Below are 21,705 nucleotides of genomic sequence, written 5' to 3' on the forward strand. Positions count from 1 at the left end.
GTCAGAATAACAGACCAAAAACTATCCTTCCAGAATCTGTTCGGCCGCAGTTTTTGATGTCACTTTTTCAATTACCCGAATGCAGATTCCTTTTTCGTCGAAAATAAAAGTAGTTCGTACGATTCCCATATAGGTTTTTCCAAATGTTTTCTTTTCCTGCCAAACCCCAAATGTTTCTATAATATCACGGTTTTTATCAGCCAAAAGATCATAAGGAAAAGCAAATTTGTCGTGAAAATTCTTTTGTTTTTTCACCGAATCACCGCTGATTCCCAATAGCTGAAAGCCTGCTTTTTCCAGTTGAGAATAATTATCGCTGAGGTTACAAGCTTCAATGGTGCACGTCGGAGTATTTGCTTGTGGATAAAAGAAAATAACTAATTTCTTTCCTATTAATTTTCCCGAATTTACAAGTTCTCCATCTTGATTGGTTCCTTCAAAACTCGGCAATTTGTCTCCTACTTTCAACATAATAATTTATTTTTGCTCAAATTTAAGGGTTACATGACAAAAAAACAAAGAGCCGAGCTTGTTCAGACAGAATTAGAGAAATTATATCCTACCGTTCCCATTCCTTTGGAACACACAGATGCGTTCACTTTAATGGTTGCTGTCGCCCTTTCTGCACAGACGACCGATAAAAAAGTAAACCAGGTAACCCCGAAGCTTTTTAAGGTTGCAGGAAATCCTGAAAAAATGGCTCAGCTTGAAGTTCATGAGATTAAGGAACTCATCAAAGAAATAGGACTATCCAACACCAAAGCTAAAAATCTGAAAAGAATGGCAGAGCTTCTTTTGGAGAAACACAACGGAATTGTTCCTCAAACCTACGAAGAATTGGAAGCTTTGCCCGGAGTGGGTCACAAAACCGCTTCAGTAGTGATGAGTCAGGCGTTTGGATTCCCTGCATTTCCTGTCGATACACATATTCACCGTCTAATGATTCAATGGAAATTGACTTCAGGAAAAAACGTTGTAGAAACTGAAAAAGACGCCAAAAATATTTGGAAGGAAGAAGTTTGGAATAAACTTCACCTTCAGATTATTTTCTATGGAAGAGAATATTCTCCTGCTAGAGGAAGCCAGGAGAGAGATTTTATTACGAAAATGTTGTTTGAAAAGTAAAGGCTATTGATAGTTGCAGAATTCCCCTCCTTTGGAGGGGTGGCGAAAATTCAAAGAATTTTTGACGGGGTGGTTAAAGAATATCCAATAACCTTCTATGATAGTTAATCTGCCCCAAATGATAACTTAAATGCCCAAACAAATGAATCAAAAAATATTCTGTAGTCATTTTATATCCTAAAGGCTCAAGAGGATAATCTTTCGCCAAATCTTCTTCAGAAAGTTGATGAAGTGTTGAAATAACAACATTTAAAGTTTCTTCAATGTGTTGAATCAATTCAGTTCTTGGGATGTTTTTTAATGAAAATTCCTGTTCACGATTTCTTACATATCCTGAATTTCCCAATATTGCTCCGAAAAAATGATTAAGATTTCCAACTAGATGAAGCGATAAATTTCCTGCAGAATTCAAAATGTCTTTATCAATTTTCCACAGTGCTTCTTCGTTTTGGTAAGATTCTATTTCTGTTTTTAATTTGTTTAAATCTCTTGTGTAAAGGGATTGTAAAGATTCTGTGAGCATTTTTATAGTTTTGTCCATTTTTGATTTCCTTTCAAATCATTTAACATATCATAAAGCTTTTGTAGTCCTCGAGTTCCCATGCCGCCATTATCTCTGATATTTTTGGTTTTTAAATTATCATAAGTGATTGTAAGATAAGTGGTTGGAGCATCAGAATAACCGACTTCATATTCATATGCTAAATTTTTAAAATCAATATAATTTAGTAAATCTACAATTTCTTTATATTTTTCCTTCGAAAGTTTTGCTGTGTAAACCCCAGATGTCAAAAACCCATCATTTCTACTAATCCATGTTACGTCTCTGTTGGAAACAATTTCTATTTTTAAAACGAACTTATTCCAATGTGAGCCTGAATTTTCAAATTGTATTTGTAAAATATTGTGTCTTTTAGGGACTTTATTTTCTTCAATAAACTCACCAAACTTGTAAACAAGGTTTTCGGTTAATCTTTTTATAAATCCGTAACGATTAAGTATTTTGACACTATGGTATTCTATTTTATTATCTTTCAATAGGGAAAATGAGCATTGCTCATAAAGCTTCCCTTTACTCAGATTTTTAGATTCAAAATGATCTCCCTTATCTAAAATATATATTGTTTTCGATCCTTCTGAAATCTTTCCGGTTACCAAAAGATCTGTCAGTCCATTATTGTCAAAATCTGCTTTTCCCCAGTTTTGTTTTATATTAAGACTATCAGCAATTAGTGCGCAATAACGATCATAATCAATTTTATCTTCAACGTCTAAATAATAATTTATTTTATTTTTCTCATTATTAAGAAATTCCTGAACATCTTTTGCTGAGTTTAGCGAATCGATTTTGTTAAATACCTTACTATCTTGGCTGTAAAACATTGACAAGTAAAAGCAGAAAATGAGTAAATAAAATTTTTTTTTCATGTTTATAAAAATAAAAAAAACGAAGCAATTAATAAACTGCTTCGTAAAAATTCTGGATTTTTAAATTTTTTTAAAACTTATTTCTGCTTCTTCGCCCAAAGCTCCATCTTCCTGTTCAAAACATCCAGCGGAAGACAACCCTGACTTAAAAGCTCATCATGAAACTTTGCTAAACTAAACTTGTTTCCGAGCTGTTTCTGATATTGTTCTCTCAGTTCTCGAATTCTCAACGAACCGATTTTGTATCCTAAAGCTTGTCCGGGCATTGCCATGTATCTTTCCACTTCTGCAGTTGCTCCGGCTTCGTCATAGGCAATGTTGCTCAGAAAATAAGTAATGGCTTCTTCCCGGGTCATTTTTCCGGTGTGAATTCCGGTATCAACAACCAAACGGACGGCTCTCAACATTTGGTCGCTTAAATACCCCATTTTTTGATAAGGGTCTGTATACAAACCGAATTCTGGTCCTAAAGTCTCACAATAATGTGCCCAACCTTCACCATAAGCTCCAAACCAGCCAAACCTCATGAACTTCGGAAGTTTCGTGTTTTCCTGCTGCAGAGAAACCTGATAATGATGACCAGGAATGGCCTCGTGTAAGAAAAGAGATTCCATTCCGGAAGTAACGTTGAATTTTGAAGGGTCGGGAAGTGGCATGTAGAAAATTCCGGGTCTTTTTCCATCAGGAGTTCCCTGAATGTATTCCGCACTTGCACTTGCTTCTCTGAATTTTTCGGTCTGCCTGATTTCAAATTTAGTTTTTGGTGTCACGCTGAACATAGTTTTTAACTTCGGAGTTATTTTCGCTAAAATTCCATTAAAACCCGCTAATACTTCTTTTGAGGTTTTGTACGGCATTGCTTTCGGATCAGCTTTTACAGAAGTAATAAACTCTTCCAGTGTTCCGGTAAAACCTACTTGCTGTTTTACTTTTTCCATTTCAGCACGAAGCATCGCAACTTGCTGTTGTCCGATTTTGTTGATTTCTTCAGGTGTTTTGTTTGTGGTGGTCCAGCTTTTTACATAATAAGTATAAATGTTGTTTCCTTTCGGTATGCCATTGTAACCATCAGTTTCTCTGGATTTTGGCAAATATTCTTTCTCTAAAAATTCTCCCATTTTTGTGTATGCGGGGATAATGTTTTTAGCAACAGCGTCTTTATAAAGTTTAGTAAATTTCTCTTTCTGCTCAGAAGTAAAATCTTTCGGGAAATTTTTTACAGGTCCGGAAAAAATATTTTTATCAAAGTCTGAAGTGATAATTTCTTCAGCTTTCATCTGAGGGATCATTTTCAGAACCAATTTTCTCGGAAGAACAATTTTATTGGTCATTCCTTCACGGAAATTATCTGTAGCTGCATTCATCCATTCCGGGAACTTCTCCATTCTTTTTAACCAGTCTTCGTAATCTTTTTCGGTATTGAAAGGCTGACTTCCCTGTCCGCTTCCGTACAAAGGAAAATTCAGGGGTAAACCTGAAAACTGACTGAAAGGAATATACTCCGGATGATAAACATACGCCTCTATTTTATCTTTTAAACTATAGTCTAAAACATCATAAACAACCTTGTCATCATCTGAAAGGTTTTTGTAATTCACATTTTCCAGCTGGTTTTGTACAGATTTGTAAAAAGCAATTTCACCAGAAATAAAATCTTTGTCAATATTAATCGGCAATTGATCATTGTATCTCAAATCTCCTTGCGAAGTGGCTTCTAAAGGATATAATTTCAGATATTGTTCATAATAATTGGCGGCAATAGAATCGAGACTGGTAGGTGTAATCTTTGTTAAAGGTGAGTCCGTTTTTTTACAGGAAGCCAGACTTATGACCAAACCTAATCCTAATACAGCTTTTGATATGATATTTTTCATTGTGAAATATTTAAAACACAAAAATAGAGATTATTAGCACAGGATAGATTTGAAGAATGGCTATTTATAAAAAATAATTTTGAAAATATTTTAAACATTCATACAATTTTTTATCTTTGCCTAAATCATTGAGCTATCATACTATTACAGTTCTTTTTTAAGAAATAATGAAAGGGATTTTAAAAATTTACCATCCGGACGAAACATTGAAGTACAATATAAAAAGCACTTACTGCAAGGCTGTTTATAGTAATCAGGAACATTTTTTGGAAGTTGAAATCATTACGGATGATGGTCTCGATCATGTAGATGACGATTCGCTTCAATATAATTTTCCTCAGCTCCTGCTTCAGGTTAATGATTTTCCGATAGATTCTCCAGAAATTGAAGGCAAATCTTTAAAGATTAACGATTCTGCAGAGGAGATTTACACCATAGTTGATCTTTTTGATGATGAAGATGCGTTCATTTATGATAACGAGCTTTTGTTTGATAAAAATGAGGAAGGCGAACTTCAGGTAGTCTGGAAAGGAAATATTGATGATTTTTATACAGGATCAGACGAGCCGCTTCCCTTCAGGCTTAAATGTGAGTTTACTCCCGACGAAATTATCGTAGACGAAGACTAATCTTCTTCAAAATAAACTTTTAAATTTCTTTTCAATATATTTTTGGAAAGAAATTTGCTGTTTTTGGGCATAATGTTTATTTCAAGTCCATATTTAAGCTTATTTTAAGATACGAATTAATAATATTCCTTTATTTTTGTCGTTCAAACCATTATAAATAATCAAATTCATGCTGTTAACGGAACTTACTCAGATTTTATTTGCACAGGTTGCTGCACCCAATGTAGTCGCTGATAAACTTGAATTTTCATTTTGGGACATCCTCTTTCATGGTGGTGCTTTTGCTAAAATAGTAATGGCAACCGTTTTGGCATTAGGTGTTTTCTCTGTCTATCTTTTTTTTGAGAGATTTTTCTACATCAGAAGAATGACGACAAAAACAGATTCAAATTTTATGAATAATATTGAAGATTTCATTAGAGATGGAAAAATAGATGCGGCGGCTGATTATTGTAAAACACAAAACTCTCCGGAATCAAGGATTTTAGAAAAAGGAATTTCAAGATTGGGAAGACCGGTTTCGGATATCGTAAGTGCAATGGAATCTCAGGCTCAAATCGAGGTTGCCAATATGGAAAAAAATCTGAATTTATTAGCTGTTGTACCCAGTATCGCACCAATGTTGGGACTTTTGGGAACAGTAATAGGGATGATCATCGCATTCTTTGATCTATCTCATGCAGAAGGAGCATTTTCCCCGAAAACATTGTCAGAAGGTATTTATACCGCATTGGGACAAACTGCTGTTGGTTTGGCAGTAGCAATTCCGGCAAACTTTTTTTACAATATTTTGTTGACGAGAATTGATAAGTTCGTTTTGAGAACACAAAATGTTTCGGGAGAATTTTTAGATCTTATTAATAAACCTTTGTAATATTCACAATATGAAAATTCAGAGAAGAAATAAAGCGCATCCGGAATTCAGTTTAGCAGCAATGACAGACGTTATTTTGCTGATGCTGATCTTTTTTATGATTACATCTTCGGCAGCAAATCAAAGTGCGATTGACGTCAAACTTCCACAGACGGGAAGCATAGAAGACAATATCCCGAATCCTATGACGGTCAGTGTAAAACCTGACGGCTCCTATTACGTAGATGACAAACCCATTGCGAGAGAATTGGTAGAGCAAACGATTGTGTCTGATCTTCAGAGTAAGTCTGCAAAATCATTTACCATAAGAGCAGACGAAAGTACAATGCATAAAGACGTCGTTTTCTTGATGGAAATCGCAGAAAAGCATAAGTTAAATATTGCCATTGCAACGGTAAAAGAATAAATGAAAATGAGAGGTTATACCATTAATAGAGAAGAAGAAAAAAGAGACAAACTAAAGAGTGCTGTACTTTCTGCACTAATTTGGTCTGCGATTCTGTTGTTCGTTTTCATCTATAAAATGAAACCTACCGAGCGTCCCAAAGAAACTGAAGTGGTGACTACGATGCTTGTAAACTTTGGTGATAACAGAAATGGAGCAGGAATTGATGAACCAGCCAATCAGGAAGGTAGTTTGGCTGCAAAAGCCGAAGAAAACGCTCCTGAACCTGTAGAAAATATGGTTTCAGAATCAAAAACGGTCATTACACCGGAACCTAAAGCTGAAACAAAGAAAACTGAGCTAAAAGATAAAATCATTACCGGAAATAATTCTAAAGTTACCGCTCCTAAAAAGGAAGATTCAAAAACAAATAAGAAATCAACAGCAACTTCTACTACAAAAACGAAGGCTAAAAGTTCTGCCACAACCGCCAATTCAAAAACAGGAAACGGTGATGGAAAAGGAACCGCAGCAATCGGAAATTTGATAAAAGGTCGTGGAACAAAAGCAGGAAGCCAGGGAACAGGCGACGGAATAGGTAACAACGGAGATCCTTTAGGCGGCGACGGAAACGGTGACAGTAAAGTAGGAATCGACAGAAGATTAGTTGGCTATATTCCCGGAACGATGGGTAGAGGAGGGGCACAGCCAAGCCACAGTTGTTCTGCAAGTGGCTCAATCACGATTTCTTACACCGTTGATAAAGCTGGAAATGTCTCATCTGCGAGAAGATCAGGCGGAGTTTCAGATCCTTGTGTAGTATCAACTTCTATAAGTTGGGTAAAAAAATATGTAAAGGCCGAAAAGGCCAGCGTTTCTTCCACCGGAAGCTATAGCATAACATTCTAAATACAAAAGCACTTTATTCAAGTGCTTTTTTTATTTCGTTGATTCTGTTGATAATGGGAAGGGCAAAAATTCCGCTTGTTTGTAAATAAAGCTCATAGAAGGTTTTTGCTTTGTCTAAAAAGTCACTGTTGTTTAATACTTTCCCGTTGTAATAGAAAAGATTTCCGAGCATTTCATAATAATCTTTGTGGTCTCTTTCCTGCCTTTCTTTAACAGTTTCAATAATCTCTTCCTTAGGTTTTGCTGAAAGCTCTTTAAAATCAATTTTAAAAATATCTTTCATTAAAGAATCAAAATCGAGTTCCTTCTGCATCAGACTTTCTTCGGGCTTGTCTAATATCAGTTTTTCTAATGCTTGAGTTAGCTGACGGATGAGTCTTAATGTGAATTCTTTATCGGTAATCATAATTAGATTTAAAGTTTATGGATTTTGATTAGGGTAAAAAACAGATAATAATTAATAAAGCTTGTTTTTATTGATGTGTACAATTGAATCATAATACTGTTTATGTTCTAAAGGGTTGTAAAATACTTTCAAATCAATAGAATTAAAGAAATATTCTAAATCTTCCATATTTGGAGAGGTACTTTTACTGCTTTTAATCTGGTCGCATTCAAAGCAAACTGCAATATGATTGATTATTTTTTCTTTTTTAATAAAAATTATATTGTGTCTTGGGTAAAAACAATCTGCAACACCCTTTACTGAATCTATTTTATCATTATTTCTTCCACTAAGAATATAATCGAGCCTTCTTAATTGGCTTAAATTTAATGTTTTGCTAATGGTATCTTTGAATTTTTTTACATCAATCTTTTTATTAAAATCATCTCCATAATAATCCATGGGGTTTACACTTGCAAAAGCAATCACTTTATCATATTTAAAATCAATATAATCTTTGTGATTTTTATGCTTAATGACATTAGAAGTTACTTCAGAGTTTGATTGATACTTTTTACAACCAATCAATAATAAAAAAACGGTTAAGATTATAAATATTCTTTTCATTTAAGCAAAAAACAAATACGCCAATCCAATTGCAGTAATCACACCCACCAAATCAGCCAAAAGCATTGCAACAACGGTGTATCTCGTATTCTTTACGGCTACTGCTCCAAAGTAAACTGCAATCACATAAAACGTCGTATCTGAGCTTCCCTGAAGAACAGCTGCTAATTTCCCCTGAAAACTGTCTGCTCCGAAAGTTGCCATCGTATCAACCATCATTCCTCTCGCTCCGGAGCCGGATAAAGGTTTGATTAAGGCAGTCGGAAGTCCGTCAACAAATCTTGCGTCGAGATTGGTAGCATAGGCAACCCATTTCATCCCATCGATAATGACATCAAAAACTCCTGAAGTTCTTAAAAGTGAAATAGCAATCAGCATTCCTACTAAATATGGGATAATCTTTACACAAGTCCAGAAACCTTCTTTGGCGCCTTCAATAAAAGCATCAAAAACATTGATTTTTTTGTAAACTGCCCCAAGAACAATCGCAATAAAAATAAATAAAATCAAACCGTTGCTTAAAACCTTGCTGAAATCATCCAATTCATTTTTGCTCAATTGAACTAAATAAACGACCAGAAGCGCAATTAATGCTGAAATCCCACCAACATAAGCAAGAACAACGGGTTTCAATAGATTTATTTTTTGATATAATGAAACGAAAATCATTGCCGCTAAAGTCGCTGCAAATGTTGCGATCATACATGGAAGGAAAATATCAGTTGGTGTTTTTGATCCCATCGAAGCTCTGATCGCAATAATAGAAACCGGAATCAAAGTCATTCCACCTGCGTGAAGACAGAGAAACATGATTTGCGAATTGCTTGCGGTATCTTTATTGGGATTTAATGTCTGTAAACTTTCCATCGCTTTTAGACCAAACGGAGTGGCTGCATTATCTAAACCTAAAAGATTGGCGCTAAAGTTCATCAGCATGTGACCGAAAGCGGGATGGTTTTTGGGAATTTCAGGGAATAATTTTGAAAAGAAGGGTTGTATCAGTCGGCTCAAAAGATTAATTCCGCCGGCTTTTTCTGCAATACTCATGAATCCCATGAAAAGCGTCATGATTCCGATCAGTCCAATACATATTTTCACTGCCGTTTCAGAAGTTCCGATAACACCGTCTGCTTCCTGTACCCGATAAACCTGAACGTTTTGTTTCAGAGAATCGGTTTTATAATGAATTCTGCTGTCTGCAAAATCATTTTTCTTCATCAGGCTGTCTCTTACAATGGGAGAAAGCGCACTGATATTTTGGGTAGCAACCTGTACCGTATCGCCACCTTTTCCCACAACCATATCGTTGAAAATGGTTTTGTAATGACTCGACGAAATGTATTTTATACTTGCAATAGCAATGGCAATGATAATGAAAGCCGACCAAATTCTGCTGAGAACCATTTATTTAAATTAATTGTTTAAACTTAGTTAAAAAAACTTCAGATTACAAAAAGTGATGAAATATAATTAATTGGAAAAAAAAATTGACTATTTCTCATCCAAATAAACCAATTCTCCCTCAAAATCATCATCCAAACTTTTCAAAACTCTTGCGTTGGAAGTTTTCTTTTGAAGTTCTTCAATAAAAAAGTTTTTCTCAAAAAACTGGCGGTGAATTCCCGGTAAAAGTTCCATGAAATAATCCATACCTATTTTGTTATTATGGAGATCCATTTTAGTTTCTAAAGGTTCGTTGGGAAATAATTCTTCATGCAAATCTGTAATTTTTTTGCAGAAAACTAAAGCCTTTTCAGGCGAAGAAATTTTACTGCAGTACATCATGATAAGACAACACCAAAGTGAATGTCTGAAGGCATTTCCTTCACCATTATTAGATGCCGTTTTTGGATATAAATTTTGTGCAATCGTAAAAGCTTTTATTGTAGCATAAAAACTTAATAATGAAAATAACGGGTGCGGTAAAACAGCGGACAGGAGTTTAAGAATTTTCTTAAAACTCATGCTTTTGATGGTGTTGAAAATTACTCTGAAAGTCCTCATAAAATAAAAATCTCTCCCAAAAAAGAGAGAGACTATATAATTTTTATTTAAGTTTTAAGCCTTTACTGTCAGTAAATTAACTGTTTTTGAAACAATTTCTTTAATCTCAGTTCTTTTTACAATGAAATCTACAAAACCTTTTTCCTGAAGAAATTCTGAGGTCTGGAAACCTTCCGGCAAATCTCTTCCAATGGTTTCACGGATAACTCTTGGTCCTGCAAAGCCTATCAATGCTTTTGGCTCAGCCATAATGATGTCTGCAGTCATTGCAAAAGATGCGGTAATTCCACCAAAAGTCGGGTCACAAAGGTAAGCAATGTACAAAAGTCCGGCTTCCGAAAGTTGCGCTAACTTTGATTGCACTTTTGCCAACTGCATCAGAGAATAGGTTGCCTCCTGCATTCTTGCACCGCCAGACTGACAGATAATCATGTAAGGAAGTCTTTTTTCGATACAGTAATCTACCGCTCTTCTGATTTTCTCACCCATCACCGAACCTAAAGATCCTCCGATAAAGGCAAAATCCATACAAGAAACTACCATTTCGGTTCCGTTTACCGTACCTACTGCATTTCTGATAGAATCCGTAAGCTTTGTTTTGGCTTTTACTTCTTTCAGACGGTCTGTGTAAGATTTTGTATCTTTAAACTGAAGCATATCTATGCTTTCTACATTCGCATCTAATTCTGTGAATGTTGCTTCGTCAAAAAGAATACTGAAAAACTCGGCACTTCCGATTCTTACATGAAATCCGTCTTCAGGAGAAACATAATTGTTCTTCTTCAGTTCTTCGTGTTCCACAACCTTTCCTGACGGTGTCTGATGCCAAAGTCCTTTCGGCACATCTTTTTTGTCGTCTGTAGAAGTGGTAATATTTTGTGCTTTTCTTTTAAACCAGTCGAATGCCATTTATGAAATTTTAGATTTTAGATTTTGAATTATAGATTAAAAAATTAATTTAAAATCTATAATCCAAAATTTATAATTTATTTAAGCGTATTTACGTTATTTAAATCCTCAAATGCTCTAACCAATCTTTTAGAGAAAGTCTCTTCTCCTTTTCTGATCCAACCTCTTGGGTCATAGAATTTTTTGTTTGGTTTTTCTTCACCTTCAGGATTTCCGATTTGAGTTCTCAGATATTCTACATTCTCTACCATATAATCCCTGATACCTTCTGTGTAAGCAAATTGAAGGTCGGTATCAATATTCATTTTAACCACTCCGTAATCAATTGCCTCTCTGATTTCTTCTAAAGTAGAACCAGAACCACCGTGAAATACGAAATTAACAGGCTTGTCAACAGTTCCGAATTTCTCCTGAACAAATTTCTGAGAATTATCTAAGATTTTTGGGGTAAGAACCACATTTCCTGGTTTGTAAACTCCGTGCACATTTCCAAAAGCTGCTGCGATGGTAAAGTTGTCAGAGATTGCTTTCAGTTTTTCGTAGGTATAAGCAATGTCTTCCGGCTGAGTGTATAATTTAGAATTATCGACGTCAGAGTTGTCAACACCATCCTCTTCACCACCGGTTACTCCTATTTCTACTTCCAAAGTCATCTGAAGTTTTGCCATTCTTTCGAAATATTGAGAAGAAATTTCTAAGTTTTCTTCCAAAGATTCTTCAGAAAGATCAAGCATGTGAGAAGAGTAAAGAGATTTTCCTGTTTGCTTGAAGAATTCTTCGTTAGCGTCCATCAAACCGTCGATCCAGGGCAATAATTTTTTTGCAGCGTGATCGGTATGTAAAATTACTGTTGCTCCGTAAGCTTCAGCAAGGGTATGAATGTGTTTTGCTCCTGCGATACCACCTAAAATAGCTGATTTCTGAGCGTCATTGCTTAGTCCTTTTCCTGCGTTGAAAGATGCTCCACCGTTAGAAAACTGAATGATTACAGGTGAATTTAATTTTGCGGCAGTTTCCATTACTGCGTTTACGTTGCTAGAACCGATAACGTTCACTGCAGGCAATGCAAATTTGTTTTCTTTAGCATACTGAAAAATATCTGTAACTAACTGACCTGTGGCAACTCCTGCCGGGAAAATTCTGCTCATGTTTACTTTATTATTATATTAGGATTTTTTTTGAAAATTCTTGTAAAGATAATCAATTTTGAGAAATTACTAATTTCTTTTATCTCGTCCCCAAAGTAGCTTTTGGCGGATGGTTTCGTAGAAGCTTAAATTGTTTGGCTGAACGAGTAACAGCTGAAAACTCGCCCTTCTGATCACAATTTCTTTATCAGTTTCAATGTGTATCAATCTCGAATCTAAAGAGAGAGAATATTGTGGAACTCTGCTTTCTACTTTAAATTTAATTTCTACTTTATCGTTCACAACCAAAGGTCTCACATTCAAATTATGCGGTGCGATGGGAGTAATGACAAAGTTTTCGTTATTTGGAGAAATGATCGGTCCGCCACAACTTAGTGAATATGCGGTAGAACCTGTAGGTGTAGAAACGATTACACCATCTCCCCAGAAAACATTCAGAAATTCATTATTGATGTAAGAATCTACCGTCACCATTGAGGTGGTTTCTTTTCTTGAAATTGTTACATCATTTAAAGCGTATGGAAAAAATTCGTCAGATTTTGGAGAAACGACTTCTATTACAGAACGGCGACTGGTTTTTACATCACCTTTTAAAATAGAATCCAATTCTTTAAAAGCTTCTTCTTTGGTAAAGCTTGCCAGAAATCCCAGTCTTCCGGTATTGACACCTACAACAGGAATCTCGAGGTCTTCAATGAAAGTTAATGAGTTTACAATCGTTCCGTCCCCACCGAAAGTGAAGAAAAGATCAATTTCTTTGTCGATAAGATCCTGTTTGTTGCCAAAAGTTTCGAAAATTTTAGAAAACTGAAGAGCGTCAGCCATTTCGTTGAATAAAACAGATTTTACGCCTCTGCTTTCCAATTCAGAAATAAATTTGCTTAAATATAAAAAAGTATCAAGATCTTTTTTCTGAGAATATATGGCTGCCTTCATATTATATTTCGATAAATTTTTGTAAAAAACCTAAACGGTCTTTGAAAAGATCTGTTTTCTCGTCAGAATAATATTTTTCTACAATTCTGTAATCATAACGGTCAAAAGTAGCATCTATTGAAGCTAGATTTTCATTGCTGATTTTAATCGTGATATGAATTACTTCGTCTGACATAAAGCTGATGAAACCTCCGTAGAACTTAGAATTATTGCTTTCGACAATATTTGCAATTTCCGTCATCGAATATTTTCTTGCCGGAGTTTCTATAGTAAGGATTGCACCGGTTTCTGAAAACAGGGGATATTTTGAAAAGTTCTGAAAAACATCATCACAACAAATGTATCCCAAATATTTTTCATTTTTATTAATCACCGGAATCACATTGGCATTGAATGTATAAAACAAACGGATGCTGTCCATGATATTATTATCTTCCAAAATTGCAAATCGTTCGATTTGATGCTCAAGGTTTTTCAAACTTCCTTCCGCTTCATAAAGGAAGTCTTTGGCAATGGCTCCGTAAAAATGATGTGATTTTTTAATGAAAATATGGGTATATCCAAATGCTTCTAGGGTTTCTCTAGCTGATTCGATAGAGTCAGTCAGATGAAAACACGGAAAATCTTTTGAGATATAGTCCTTGATAAACATTGTGCTAATTTATAAAATTTTAAACGAAACCTTCCTGTAAAATATTGGGTTTTTTTCAAAAAAAATAAAAAGTAGAAAAAAAATTTTGTTGATAAAAGATATTCAATTATCTTTGTCGCCTTTCATTTTTACTTTTTATTAGATTTATTTCAAACTGCACTGTCTTTTCAGACAGCCGCAGTTTTTTTATTTTAGGGCTTTTGCAAACTCCCACATCACAATTCCCCCGCATACACTTACATTCAGAGAATGCTTGGTCCCGAGCTGCGGAATTTCGATAAATGAATCAATATTCTGCAACGCTTCATCACTTATTCCTTCTACTTCATTGCCTAAAATCACGGCATATTTTTTTGAGCTGTTAATTTTAAAATCAGTGATCATTTGACTGTTGTTGGTTTGTTCGATTCCCACAACTTCAAACCCCTGGCTTTTTAAATCACTGATGGTGACATTAATATCAGATTCATGTGACCAATCAACACTTTCTGTTGCACCTAAAGCCGCTTTGTGAATTTCACGGTGTGGCGGCTGAGGTGTTATCCCGCACAAAATAATTTTTTCCACCAAAAATGCATCTGCCGTTCTGAAAGTTGCCCCTACATTATGCATACTTCTTATATTATCCAAAACAACCACCAACGGAATTTTCTCCACTTTTTTAAACGTTTCTACATCAATTCTGTTGAGTTCTTCCAGCTTTAATTTATTTACCAAAATAATTTTTATTTCTAATTATAATTTACGAATTCTTCTTTACGAATGGATTTCAACTTTATTTTTTATCGCTCATTATCTGATGTACATTTTTCTCAATATTCTGAGCAATCGCTTCCATCGGGATGTCGTTTTCATCATTATTAAAAGGATCTTCAATTTCCTCAGCAATCAATTCTAAACTCATGAGCACATAATATACAAAAACCGTTAATGGAATCATAAACAGTCCGAGATTAATTACATAAGCAATGGGCAAAGCCAAAACATACAAAATGATAAACTTCTTTATAAATGAAGAATATGAGTAGGGAATGGGCGTGTTTTTAATTCTTTCACAACCCCCGCATACATCCAGAAAACCTGATATCTGTGTGTCTAAATAAAGCATTTCCGTATCAGATATTTTCCCCAGCTTTTTTAATTGATACAATTTATGTGTCAAAAGAATGACCAAATCAGTTGGTCCGTGCTGCTTCAGTGATTTTTCAATTTCAGAATAATCTTCGTCTAGGGCAAGTCTGGTAGATTCCTGAGAAAGATGTTTGGCTAAAAAATGAGGATAATATTTTAAGTAGCGGGCAATCTGATCTGCAGAACGTCTGTCATCAGCCAATATCGTATTGATTTTAACCGCAAAATTTCGGGTGTCATTTACCAGTTTTCCCCAAAGTTTTCTGCCTTCCCACCATCTGTCATAAGCAGTATTTGTTCTGAAAACCAGCAGCAAAGACAAAACAAAACCCAGTAAAGAATGGATGATCCCAACATTGCTGACTTTAGATTTTGCCGTCAAATGCAGATATTCAATTTCCAGATATTGAATTCCGTAAGAATACATCCCCATCAAAACCATTGTAGGGAACAAGATTTTTAATGTGTCGCTTTTGTGTAAGCTGACAAGTATGGTAAGAAAATGTTTGGTATTGTAAACCCTCATGGTTAATGTCTGTATTGCAAAGATAAATTTTTATAAACTTCAAAAAAACACTATTTTTATTTCGCATTAAATTATAAACCCATGATTCTCGAAAACGTAGATGTTGTCAGTAATATCAGTAAAGAAGATTTTCAGGAAAATTACTTCAAAAAACAGAGACCGCTTCTGATCAAAAATTATGCAAGCCGCTGGGAAGCTTTCGACAAATGGAATTTTGATTTTATCAAAGAAAAAGCTGGCGAACAGGAAGTTCCACTTTATGATAACAAACCTGCAGACTCCAAAAAAAGTTCTGATGCACCAGTTGCAAAGATGAAAATGAAAGATTACATCGACACGATAAAATCTCAACCTTCGGATCTCAGAATTTTCTTTTACATCATCACAGACCGTCTTCCTGAATTACTGAAGAATTTCACCTATCCTGATTTGGGAATTAAGTTTTTCAAGAGACTTCCGACTTTATTTTTCGGAGGAAGTGAGGCACATGTTTTAATGCATTACGATGTCGATTTGGGAGATTTCATGCACTTTCATTTCGAAGGAAAAAAAAGAATTTTACTGTTTGACCAGAAACAGTCGAAGTTTTTATATAAAGTTCCGCTGTCGGTTCACACGGTTTACGATATCGATTATGAAAATCCGGATTATGAGAAGTTTCCGGCTCTGAAATACGCAAAAGGCATTGAGATTTTCATGGAACACGGCGATGCACTTTTTATTCCCGGAGCTTTTTGGCATTTCAACAGATATTTAGAACCAGGCTTTTCAATGTCATTAAGAGCCTTGCCCAATAAACCTAAAGTTTTTGCCAATATGCTGTATCATGTTTTCATTATGAGATACACCGATAAGATTTTGCGAAAACTATTTAAAGCTCAATGGGTTGATTACAAGCAGAAATGGGCTTATGAGAAAGCGACGGAAGCTTTGGAGAGACATTGTAGTAAAAAAGAGAAGATTTAAAGTATTAGTTTTAGCTACTACAAAAAAATGGATAAAAAATTTACTTTTCAGAAATACATTTTAATTGTTGGAAAAACGGAAAAGGAAAGACAAAAAAGTCTCAACCAAATTCTTGAAAATAGTAATCTTGAACTTTTTAGATTCCTCAAATCAATAAAAACACTTTCTGATTATCTAAATTTTGTTCAAGCTAAAAAACTTTTTTCCCCATTCTACGAAACAAAAGGGAAATATAATAATAACCAAATTTTTGACTTTCATATTGATTGGATTGCCGAAAACAACTGTCTTTTTGTTTTTGAAGAATTTCAGTTTGTTGATGATAAATTTAGCTTAGAAATCATGCGAATGATGATTAATAATCTGGAAACCAACCGTCAATTAGCAACTAAAGTAATAATTACTTTAGAAGAGGAAGCCGAATTAATTATTGATCTTTATGAAATTGTAAATGAAACTGAATATAAAACCAAAGTTCAGGTAGTAGAAAGTAATTTACAAATCGTTGCATTGTAAAATCGTATGTTTAGACAAGATTTATTAGCAAAAAATCTGTGTTAATCTGCGAAATCTGTGGAGAAAAATGAAAAAGTATCATTTCCCTCCTTCTTTTTTATTTCCTATTTTTACCAACCCAATTTTAAGACAATTTTTAATGGCAAAGGCGACGAAGAAAGAAACCCCGTTAATGACTCAGTACAACACCATCAAGGCGAAATATCCTGATGCGCTTTTACTTTTCAGAGTGGGAGATTTCTACGAAACCTTTGGTCAGGATGCTGTGAGAACTTCCCAGATATTAGGAATTGTTCTGACGAAAAGAGCCAACGGAGACGGCCACATCGAACTGGCTGGTTTTCCGCATCATTCTGTAGATTCTTATTTGCCAAAACTGGTGAGAGCCGGAATTCGTGTTGCGATTTGTGATCAGCTGGAAGACCCGAAAACCGTGAAAGGAATTGTAAAACGTGGCGTTACAGAATTGGTTACTCCCGGAGTTACGTTCAATGATCAGGTTTTAACTTCAAAAAAGAACAATTTTCTGCTCTCGCTTCACAAGGAAAAAGAAAAATACGGAATTGCGATGGTGGATGTGTCTACCGGAGAATTTTTGGTGAGTGAAGGAAATTTAGATAAAATTTTACATATCATCAATACGTTTGATCCGAGTGAAATTATTTATCAGAGAAGTGTGCAGATTCCGGATCAATTGAAAAACAGAAATGTTTTCAAATTGGAAGACTGGGCTTACCAATATAATTTTGCTTACGAAAAATTGACGAATCAATTCAGAACCAATTCGTTAAAAGGTTTTGGGGTTGAGACTTTACCTTTAGCAATTACCGCAGCGGGAGCTATTTTCGCTTATCTGGTAGAAGATACGCATCACAAATTATTGGCGCACATCACCAAAATTCAGATTATTCCGCAGGAAGAGTATCTGATGATGGATCATTTTACACTGAGAAATCTGGAAATCGTTTATCCAAGTAATCCGAAAGGTAAATCCCTTTTAGATATTATCGATAAAACGGCCACACCAATGGGCGGAAGATTGCTGAGAAGAAGAATTATACTTCCATTAAAATCTGTTGAAGAAATCGGCAGAAGACTTTCTTTAATTGATTTTTTAAACGAAAATGATCAACTCAAATATGAAATTTCACAACTTCTGAGATCTATTTCAGATTTAGACCGGTTGATGGGAAAATTGGCAGCAGAAAAAATTTCACCCAAAGAAATGGGTTATCTGCGTCAAAGTTTGATTAATATTCAGAAAATTAAAGGATTGCTTCATTCTCATGCAGATGTTTTAGCATGGCTGGAGCCATTAAATTCTTTAGATGATTTAATTCAGTTGCTTGAAAATCATTTGAATGAAGAACTTCCGGTCAATCTCGCCAAAGGAAACGTAATCAAACAAAACATCTCAGAAGAGCTTGATCATCTGAGAGGTCTGCAAAATAAAGGTCGTGGTTTTCTGGATGAGATGTGTCAACGTGAAGTAGAGCGCACCGGAATTACCAGCCTTAAAATTGATTTTAATAATGTTTTCGGTTATTTCATTGAAGTAAGAAACACCCATAAAGATAAAGTTCCGAGCGATTGGATCAGAAAGCAAACGCTTGTAAACGCAGAACGGTACATCACAGAAGAACTGAAAGAATATGAAAGTCAGATTCTGGGTGCTGAAGAAAAAATCAGCGTTTTGGAAAATCAACTGTACCGGAAAGTTTGTTCGGACACGATGATTTATATGGACATGATTCAGGAGAATTCAAATATCATTGCACAGCTCGATGTTGCGGTTGGTTTATCTGAACTGGCAGTTTCTGAAAGTTATACAAAGCCGGTTTTAAATGACGGTTTCTCTATAGATTTGAAAGAAGCGAGGCATCCGATCATCGAAAATGCTCTTCCTTTAGGCGAAAAATATATCCCGAATGACATCTTTTTAGATAAAGATTCTCAACAGATTATTATGGTGACGGGTCCCAACATGGCGGGTAAATCTGCAATTCTTCGTCAGACAGCAATTGTCTGTTTAATGGCGCAAATTGGCAGTTTTGTTCCTGCAAAATATGCTGAGATCGGTGTTTTGGATAAAATTTTTACGAGAGTGGGAGCGAGTGATAATATCTCTGCCGGAGAATCTACTTTTATGGTGGAGATGAACGAGGCCGCTTATATTTTAAATAATATTTCTGACCGAAGTTTGATTTTGTTAGACGAAATTGGTCGCGGTACTTCTACTTATGATGGTGTTTCCATAGCCTGGGCGATTGCAGAATATCTTCATCAGCATTCTACTCAGGCAAAAACTCTATTTGCAACGCATTATCACGAATTGAATGAGATGACGGTAAATTTTGAACGGATAAAGAATTTCCATGTGTCGATTCAGGAGAATAAAGGGAATATTATCTTTCTAAGAAAATTGATTTCTGGCGGTAGTGAGCACAGCTTTGGTATTCATGTTGCAAAATTAGCCGGAATGCCATCGAAAGTGGTCAACAGAGCCAATGAGATTTTGAAAACATTAGAAGCGAGCCGTTCTCAAAATGGTTCGTCTGAAAATATTAAGAGAGTAACTGAAGAAAATATGCAACTTTCTTTCTTCCAGCTGGACGATCCTGTTTTGGAAAATATCAGGGAAGAGCTGACGAAAATCGACATCAATACGTTAACCCCGATTGAAGCATTAATGAAGTTGAATTCGATTAAAAAAATGATCGGTAAGTAAATTCTATTATAAAAAGCCTTCCTTAATATTTTCTTGCAGACAATGGAAATGTGTAAAGATAACGTACAGGTTTACCATTTTTTATGGCTGGTTTCCAACGGATAAAAATTCTTTTAACACCTAATTCTGCTGCTTCTACATGCTTTTTGTCGCTTCCGATGGCTGCAATATTTCTTACATAGCCATCTTTTTCAACAACAAAGTAAATCCGTGTGTCTAATTTTTGCTGGTGTTTTAAATTAATCGTAGGCATACCGTCAAAATATTTTTGCTTGAAAGCATTGAATCCTCCTGGAAATTCTGGCGGAGTATCTGCGGTCGTAACAACATCTTTTAAGTTGATTTTTTTCTTAACCAACTCATTGTAATTGGGGATTTGTGTGATATTGTTTTCAATTGCATTCTTGTTTACGGCTTCCTGAGCAGACATAATGGCTCCGAAAAGTAAACCGAACAGAATAATTGCTTTATTCATTATATTTTGTTTTGGTAATACTGATTTTAAACTACTATCAGACGTATATTTTAACTATTTCATGGCAGCAAACTTAATACCAATTAATCAAACTGGATCGCAGAGGAATTTATAATACAATCTTATTTTGTTTCTGATAATTTCAGCAAAAAATGCATTTATCTTTAATCTAAATACATTAATTAACAAAGTTTAACGGATCGTATCTCGCTGATTTACAAAATGCTTTTACTATTTTTGAATATGAAGAAAATTTTGAGTTTAATGACATTGATTTTCAGTGTCTCTTTTTATTTTTCGCAGGAGGAAATCATCATAAAAGACGTCCCAACGGTCAATTATGAAGTGCTTGAGAAGAAAATTCAGGAAGAAAAAGATGTTTTTCTGGTTTTGAATTTTTGGTCAACAACTTGCGCTCCGTGCGTAAAAGAGTTGCCCGATTTTATGAAGGTCAATGAAAAGTTTAAAGATAATTCTAAATTTAAAATGCTTTTAGTTTCCTTAGATCGTGCGAAAGATAAAGAAAAAGTGATTCAGTTTATTAAGAACAAAAAACTGAAAGCTGAAGTGATTTTGCTGGATGATATTAAAAGAATGAATACATGGATTCCGAAGTTTGATGAAAGTTGGGAAGGCAATATACCGGTAACTATTTTTTATAAAAACGGGGAAAAAGTACATTTCAACAACGGAGAAATGAGCAAAGATGAACTTGAAAATACAATCAATAAATATCTATAACGATGAAAAATTTTAAAATAATATTCACTGCGCTTGTGCTTGGTTTGAGTCTGATACATATAAATGCTCAGAATAAACCTCAGCAAGAATCCAAAAGCTCCACAGAAGTTAAAGGTTATAAAGTAGGAGATGCTGCGACAGATTTTAAACTGAAAAACGTCGATGGCAAGATGGTTTCTTTGAAAGATTTTGTTCAGGCAAAAGGTTTTATCGTAATTTTTACGTGTAACCATTGTCCTTATGCCAAAAGCTATGAGGACAGAATTATAAAACTCGACAACACGTTTAAAGATCTCGGCTTTCCTGTAATTGCAATCAATCCAAACGATCCCAAAGTACAGCCTCAAGATGGCTTTAACGAAATGATGACAAGAGCAAAAGAAAAAGGTTTTACGTTTCCTTATCTGTTAGACGAAGGCCAGAAGATTTATCCTCAATATGGGGCAACAAAAACGCCTCATGTCTTTGTTTTGCAGAAAGAAGGTGGTAAAAATATTGTAAAATACATAGGCGCAATTGATAACAATTACGAAAATGCCGATGAAGTAACAGAACATTATGTGAAAGATGCTGTTAACTCTTTGATAAAAAATGAACCCATAAAAACTACAAAAACAGTTGCAATTGGTTGTTCTATTAAAGTGAAAAAATAGTTTTATTATAATTAAAATTGAGATATTGTGCGGACTTTAGTCCGCTCTTTTTTAATCTAAATTCCAGGGCTTTAGCCAAAATTA

General features: G+C 34.9%; 25 protein-coding genes. 10 read left to right on the forward strand and 15 right to left on the reverse strand.

The annotated features are described in order from the left end of the window. Positions 1 to 21 precede the first annotated feature (21 nt). Complete coding sequence (bcp, locus tag ACZZ9T_RS04090; protein WP_463441030.1) at positions 22 to 471, reverse strand: thioredoxin-dependent thiol peroxidase; 450 nt, start codon at positions 469 to 471, stop codon at positions 22 to 24. 33 nt (positions 472 to 504) lie between these two features. Here bcp and ACZZ9T_RS04095 point away from each other — a divergent pair, with 33 nt between their 5' ends. Beyond that, entirely contained in the window at positions 505 to 1,125 is a 621-nt protein-coding gene (locus tag ACZZ9T_RS04095; protein WP_463441031.1) for an endonuclease III domain-containing protein, read from the forward strand. A 73-nt stretch (positions 1,126 to 1,198) separates the two neighbouring features. On the opposite strand, the gene ACZZ9T_RS04100 is transcribed toward ACZZ9T_RS04095, so the two are convergent. From ACZZ9T_RS04100 to ACZZ9T_RS04110, 3 genes are all read right to left on the reverse strand, one after another. After that, positions 1,199 to 1,648: a DinB family protein gene (locus ACZZ9T_RS04100; RefSeq protein ID WP_463442979.1), complete on the reverse strand. Its 450-nt coding sequence runs from the start codon at positions 1,646 to 1,648 to the stop codon at positions 1,199 to 1,201. A 2-nt stretch (positions 1,649 to 1,650) separates the two neighbouring features. Next, positions 1,651 to 2,553 (reverse strand): DUF6438 domain-containing protein, encoded by a 903-nt coding sequence (locus tag ACZZ9T_RS04105; RefSeq protein WP_463441032.1) that lies wholly within the window; start codon positions 2,551 to 2,553, stop codon positions 1,651 to 1,653. A gap of 77 nt (positions 2,554 to 2,630) precedes the next feature. Continuing rightward, complete coding sequence (locus ACZZ9T_RS04110) at positions 2,631 to 4,427, reverse strand: DUF885 domain-containing protein (RefSeq protein WP_463441033.1); 1,797 nt, start codon at positions 4,425 to 4,427, stop codon at positions 2,631 to 2,633. Between the two features lie 167 nt (positions 4,428 to 4,594). On the opposite strand from ACZZ9T_RS04110, the gene ACZZ9T_RS04115 reads away from it, so the two are divergent. From ACZZ9T_RS04115 to ACZZ9T_RS04130, 4 genes are all read left to right on the forward strand, one after another. Next, positions 4,595 to 5,056 (forward strand): hypothetical protein, encoded by a 462-nt coding sequence (locus ACZZ9T_RS04115; protein ID WP_463430116.1) that lies wholly within the window; start codon positions 4,595 to 4,597, stop codon positions 5,054 to 5,056. Positions 5,057 to 5,225: 169 nt separating this feature from the next. Next, positions 5,226 to 5,930 carry a MotA/TolQ/ExbB proton channel family protein gene (locus ACZZ9T_RS04120; RefSeq protein WP_463430117.1) on the forward strand — a complete coding sequence of 235 codons (705 nt, stop codon included), beginning with the start codon at positions 5,226 to 5,228 and terminating at the stop codon, positions 5,928 to 5,930. Positions 5,931 to 5,940: 10 nt separating this feature from the next. After that, a complete protein-coding gene (locus ACZZ9T_RS04125) occupies positions 5,941 to 6,336 on the forward strand; it encodes an ExbD/TolR family protein (protein WP_463430118.1) in 396 nt (131 codons plus the stop codon). 6 nt (positions 6,337 to 6,342) lie between these two features. After that, positions 6,343 to 7,224 carry a ferric siderophore ABC transporter substrate-binding protein gene (locus tag ACZZ9T_RS04130; protein ID WP_463441034.1) on the forward strand — a complete coding sequence of 294 codons (882 nt, stop codon included), beginning with the start codon at positions 6,343 to 6,345 and terminating at the stop codon, positions 7,222 to 7,224. Between the two features lie 13 nt (positions 7,225 to 7,237). Here ACZZ9T_RS04130 and ACZZ9T_RS04135 read toward each other — a convergent pair whose 3' ends face one another. From ACZZ9T_RS04135 to ACZZ9T_RS04180, 10 genes are all read right to left on the reverse strand, one after another. Further along, positions 7,238 to 7,630, reverse strand: coding sequence for a hypothetical protein (locus tag ACZZ9T_RS04135; protein ID WP_463441035.1), 393 nt, complete (start codon positions 7,628 to 7,630; stop codon positions 7,238 to 7,240). Between the two features lie 51 nt (positions 7,631 to 7,681). Then, on the reverse strand, positions 7,682 to 8,098 hold the full coding sequence (locus ACZZ9T_RS04140) for a hypothetical protein (protein WP_463441036.1): 417 nt from the start codon (positions 8,096 to 8,098) through the stop codon (positions 7,682 to 7,684). 138 nt (positions 8,099 to 8,236) lie between these two features. Then, entirely contained in the window at positions 8,237 to 9,640 is a 1,404-nt protein-coding gene (locus ACZZ9T_RS04145) for a nucleoside recognition domain-containing protein (protein ID WP_463441037.1), read from the reverse strand. Positions 9,641 to 9,727: 87 nt separating this feature from the next. After that, on the reverse strand, positions 9,728 to 10,201 hold the full coding sequence (locus tag ACZZ9T_RS04150; protein WP_463441038.1) for a DUF6973 domain-containing protein: 474 nt from the start codon (positions 10,199 to 10,201) through the stop codon (positions 9,728 to 9,730). A 93-nt stretch (positions 10,202 to 10,294) separates the two neighbouring features. Beyond that, positions 10,295 to 11,149, reverse strand: a complete 855-nt coding sequence (accD, locus tag ACZZ9T_RS04155) for an acetyl-CoA carboxylase, carboxyltransferase subunit beta (protein ID WP_463441039.1) — start codon at positions 11,147 to 11,149, stop codon at positions 10,295 to 10,297. Positions 11,150 to 11,226: 77 nt separating this feature from the next. After that, complete coding sequence (gene fbaA, locus ACZZ9T_RS04160) at positions 11,227 to 12,297, reverse strand: class II fructose-bisphosphate aldolase (protein ID WP_463430125.1); 1,071 nt, start codon at positions 12,295 to 12,297, stop codon at positions 11,227 to 11,229. A 69-nt stretch (positions 12,298 to 12,366) separates the two neighbouring features. Next, on the reverse strand, positions 12,367 to 13,233 hold the full coding sequence (locus ACZZ9T_RS04165; protein ID WP_463441040.1) for an NAD kinase: 867 nt from the start codon (positions 13,231 to 13,233) through the stop codon (positions 12,367 to 12,369). A gap of 1 nt (position 13,234) precedes the next feature. Further along, positions 13,235 to 13,885: a CBS domain-containing protein gene (locus ACZZ9T_RS04170; protein WP_463430127.1), complete on the reverse strand. Its 651-nt coding sequence runs from the start codon at positions 13,883 to 13,885 to the stop codon at positions 13,235 to 13,237. 186 nt (positions 13,886 to 14,071) lie between these two features. After that, positions 14,072 to 14,602 (reverse strand): RNA methyltransferase, encoded by a 531-nt coding sequence (locus ACZZ9T_RS04175; RefSeq protein ID WP_463441041.1) that lies wholly within the window; start codon positions 14,600 to 14,602, stop codon positions 14,072 to 14,074. Between the two features lie 58 nt (positions 14,603 to 14,660). Beyond that, positions 14,661 to 15,542 (reverse strand): bestrophin family protein, encoded by an 882-nt coding sequence (locus tag ACZZ9T_RS04180; RefSeq protein ID WP_463441042.1) that lies wholly within the window; start codon positions 15,540 to 15,542, stop codon positions 14,661 to 14,663. A gap of 81 nt (positions 15,543 to 15,623) precedes the next feature. Between ACZZ9T_RS04180 and ACZZ9T_RS04185 the strand changes: the two genes are divergently transcribed. From ACZZ9T_RS04185 to mutS, 3 genes are all read left to right on the forward strand, one after another. Beyond that, positions 15,624 to 16,508, forward strand: coding sequence for a cupin-like domain-containing protein (locus ACZZ9T_RS04185; protein WP_463441043.1), 885 nt, complete (start codon positions 15,624 to 15,626; stop codon positions 16,506 to 16,508). Between the two features lie 27 nt (positions 16,509 to 16,535). Next, entirely contained in the window at positions 16,536 to 17,024 is a 489-nt protein-coding gene (locus ACZZ9T_RS04190) for a hypothetical protein (RefSeq protein WP_463441044.1), read from the forward strand. A 139-nt stretch (positions 17,025 to 17,163) separates the two neighbouring features. Then, positions 17,164 to 19,752 (forward strand): DNA mismatch repair protein MutS, encoded by a 2,589-nt coding sequence (gene mutS, locus ACZZ9T_RS04195; RefSeq protein WP_463442980.1) that lies wholly within the window; start codon positions 17,164 to 17,166, stop codon positions 19,750 to 19,752. Between the two features lie 22 nt (positions 19,753 to 19,774). Here mutS and ACZZ9T_RS04200 read toward each other — a convergent pair whose 3' ends face one another. Beyond that, positions 19,775 to 20,227 carry an energy transducer TonB gene (locus tag ACZZ9T_RS04200; protein ID WP_463441045.1) on the reverse strand — a complete coding sequence of 151 codons (453 nt, stop codon included), beginning with the start codon at positions 20,225 to 20,227 and terminating at the stop codon, positions 19,775 to 19,777. A 243-nt stretch (positions 20,228 to 20,470) separates the two neighbouring features. Here ACZZ9T_RS04200 and ACZZ9T_RS04205 point away from each other — a divergent pair, with 243 nt between their 5' ends. Next, positions 20,471 to 20,968 carry a TlpA family protein disulfide reductase gene (locus tag ACZZ9T_RS04205; protein ID WP_463441046.1) on the forward strand — a complete coding sequence of 166 codons (498 nt, stop codon included), beginning with the start codon at positions 20,471 to 20,473 and terminating at the stop codon, positions 20,966 to 20,968. 2 nt (positions 20,969 to 20,970) lie between these two features. After that, a complete protein-coding gene (locus ACZZ9T_RS04210) occupies positions 20,971 to 21,621 on the forward strand; it encodes a thioredoxin family protein (protein ID WP_463441047.1) in 651 nt (216 codons plus the stop codon). Positions 21,622 to 21,705 lie beyond the last annotated feature (84 nt).

It is taken from the genome of Chryseobacterium sp. AC417 (assembly GCF_979258215.1).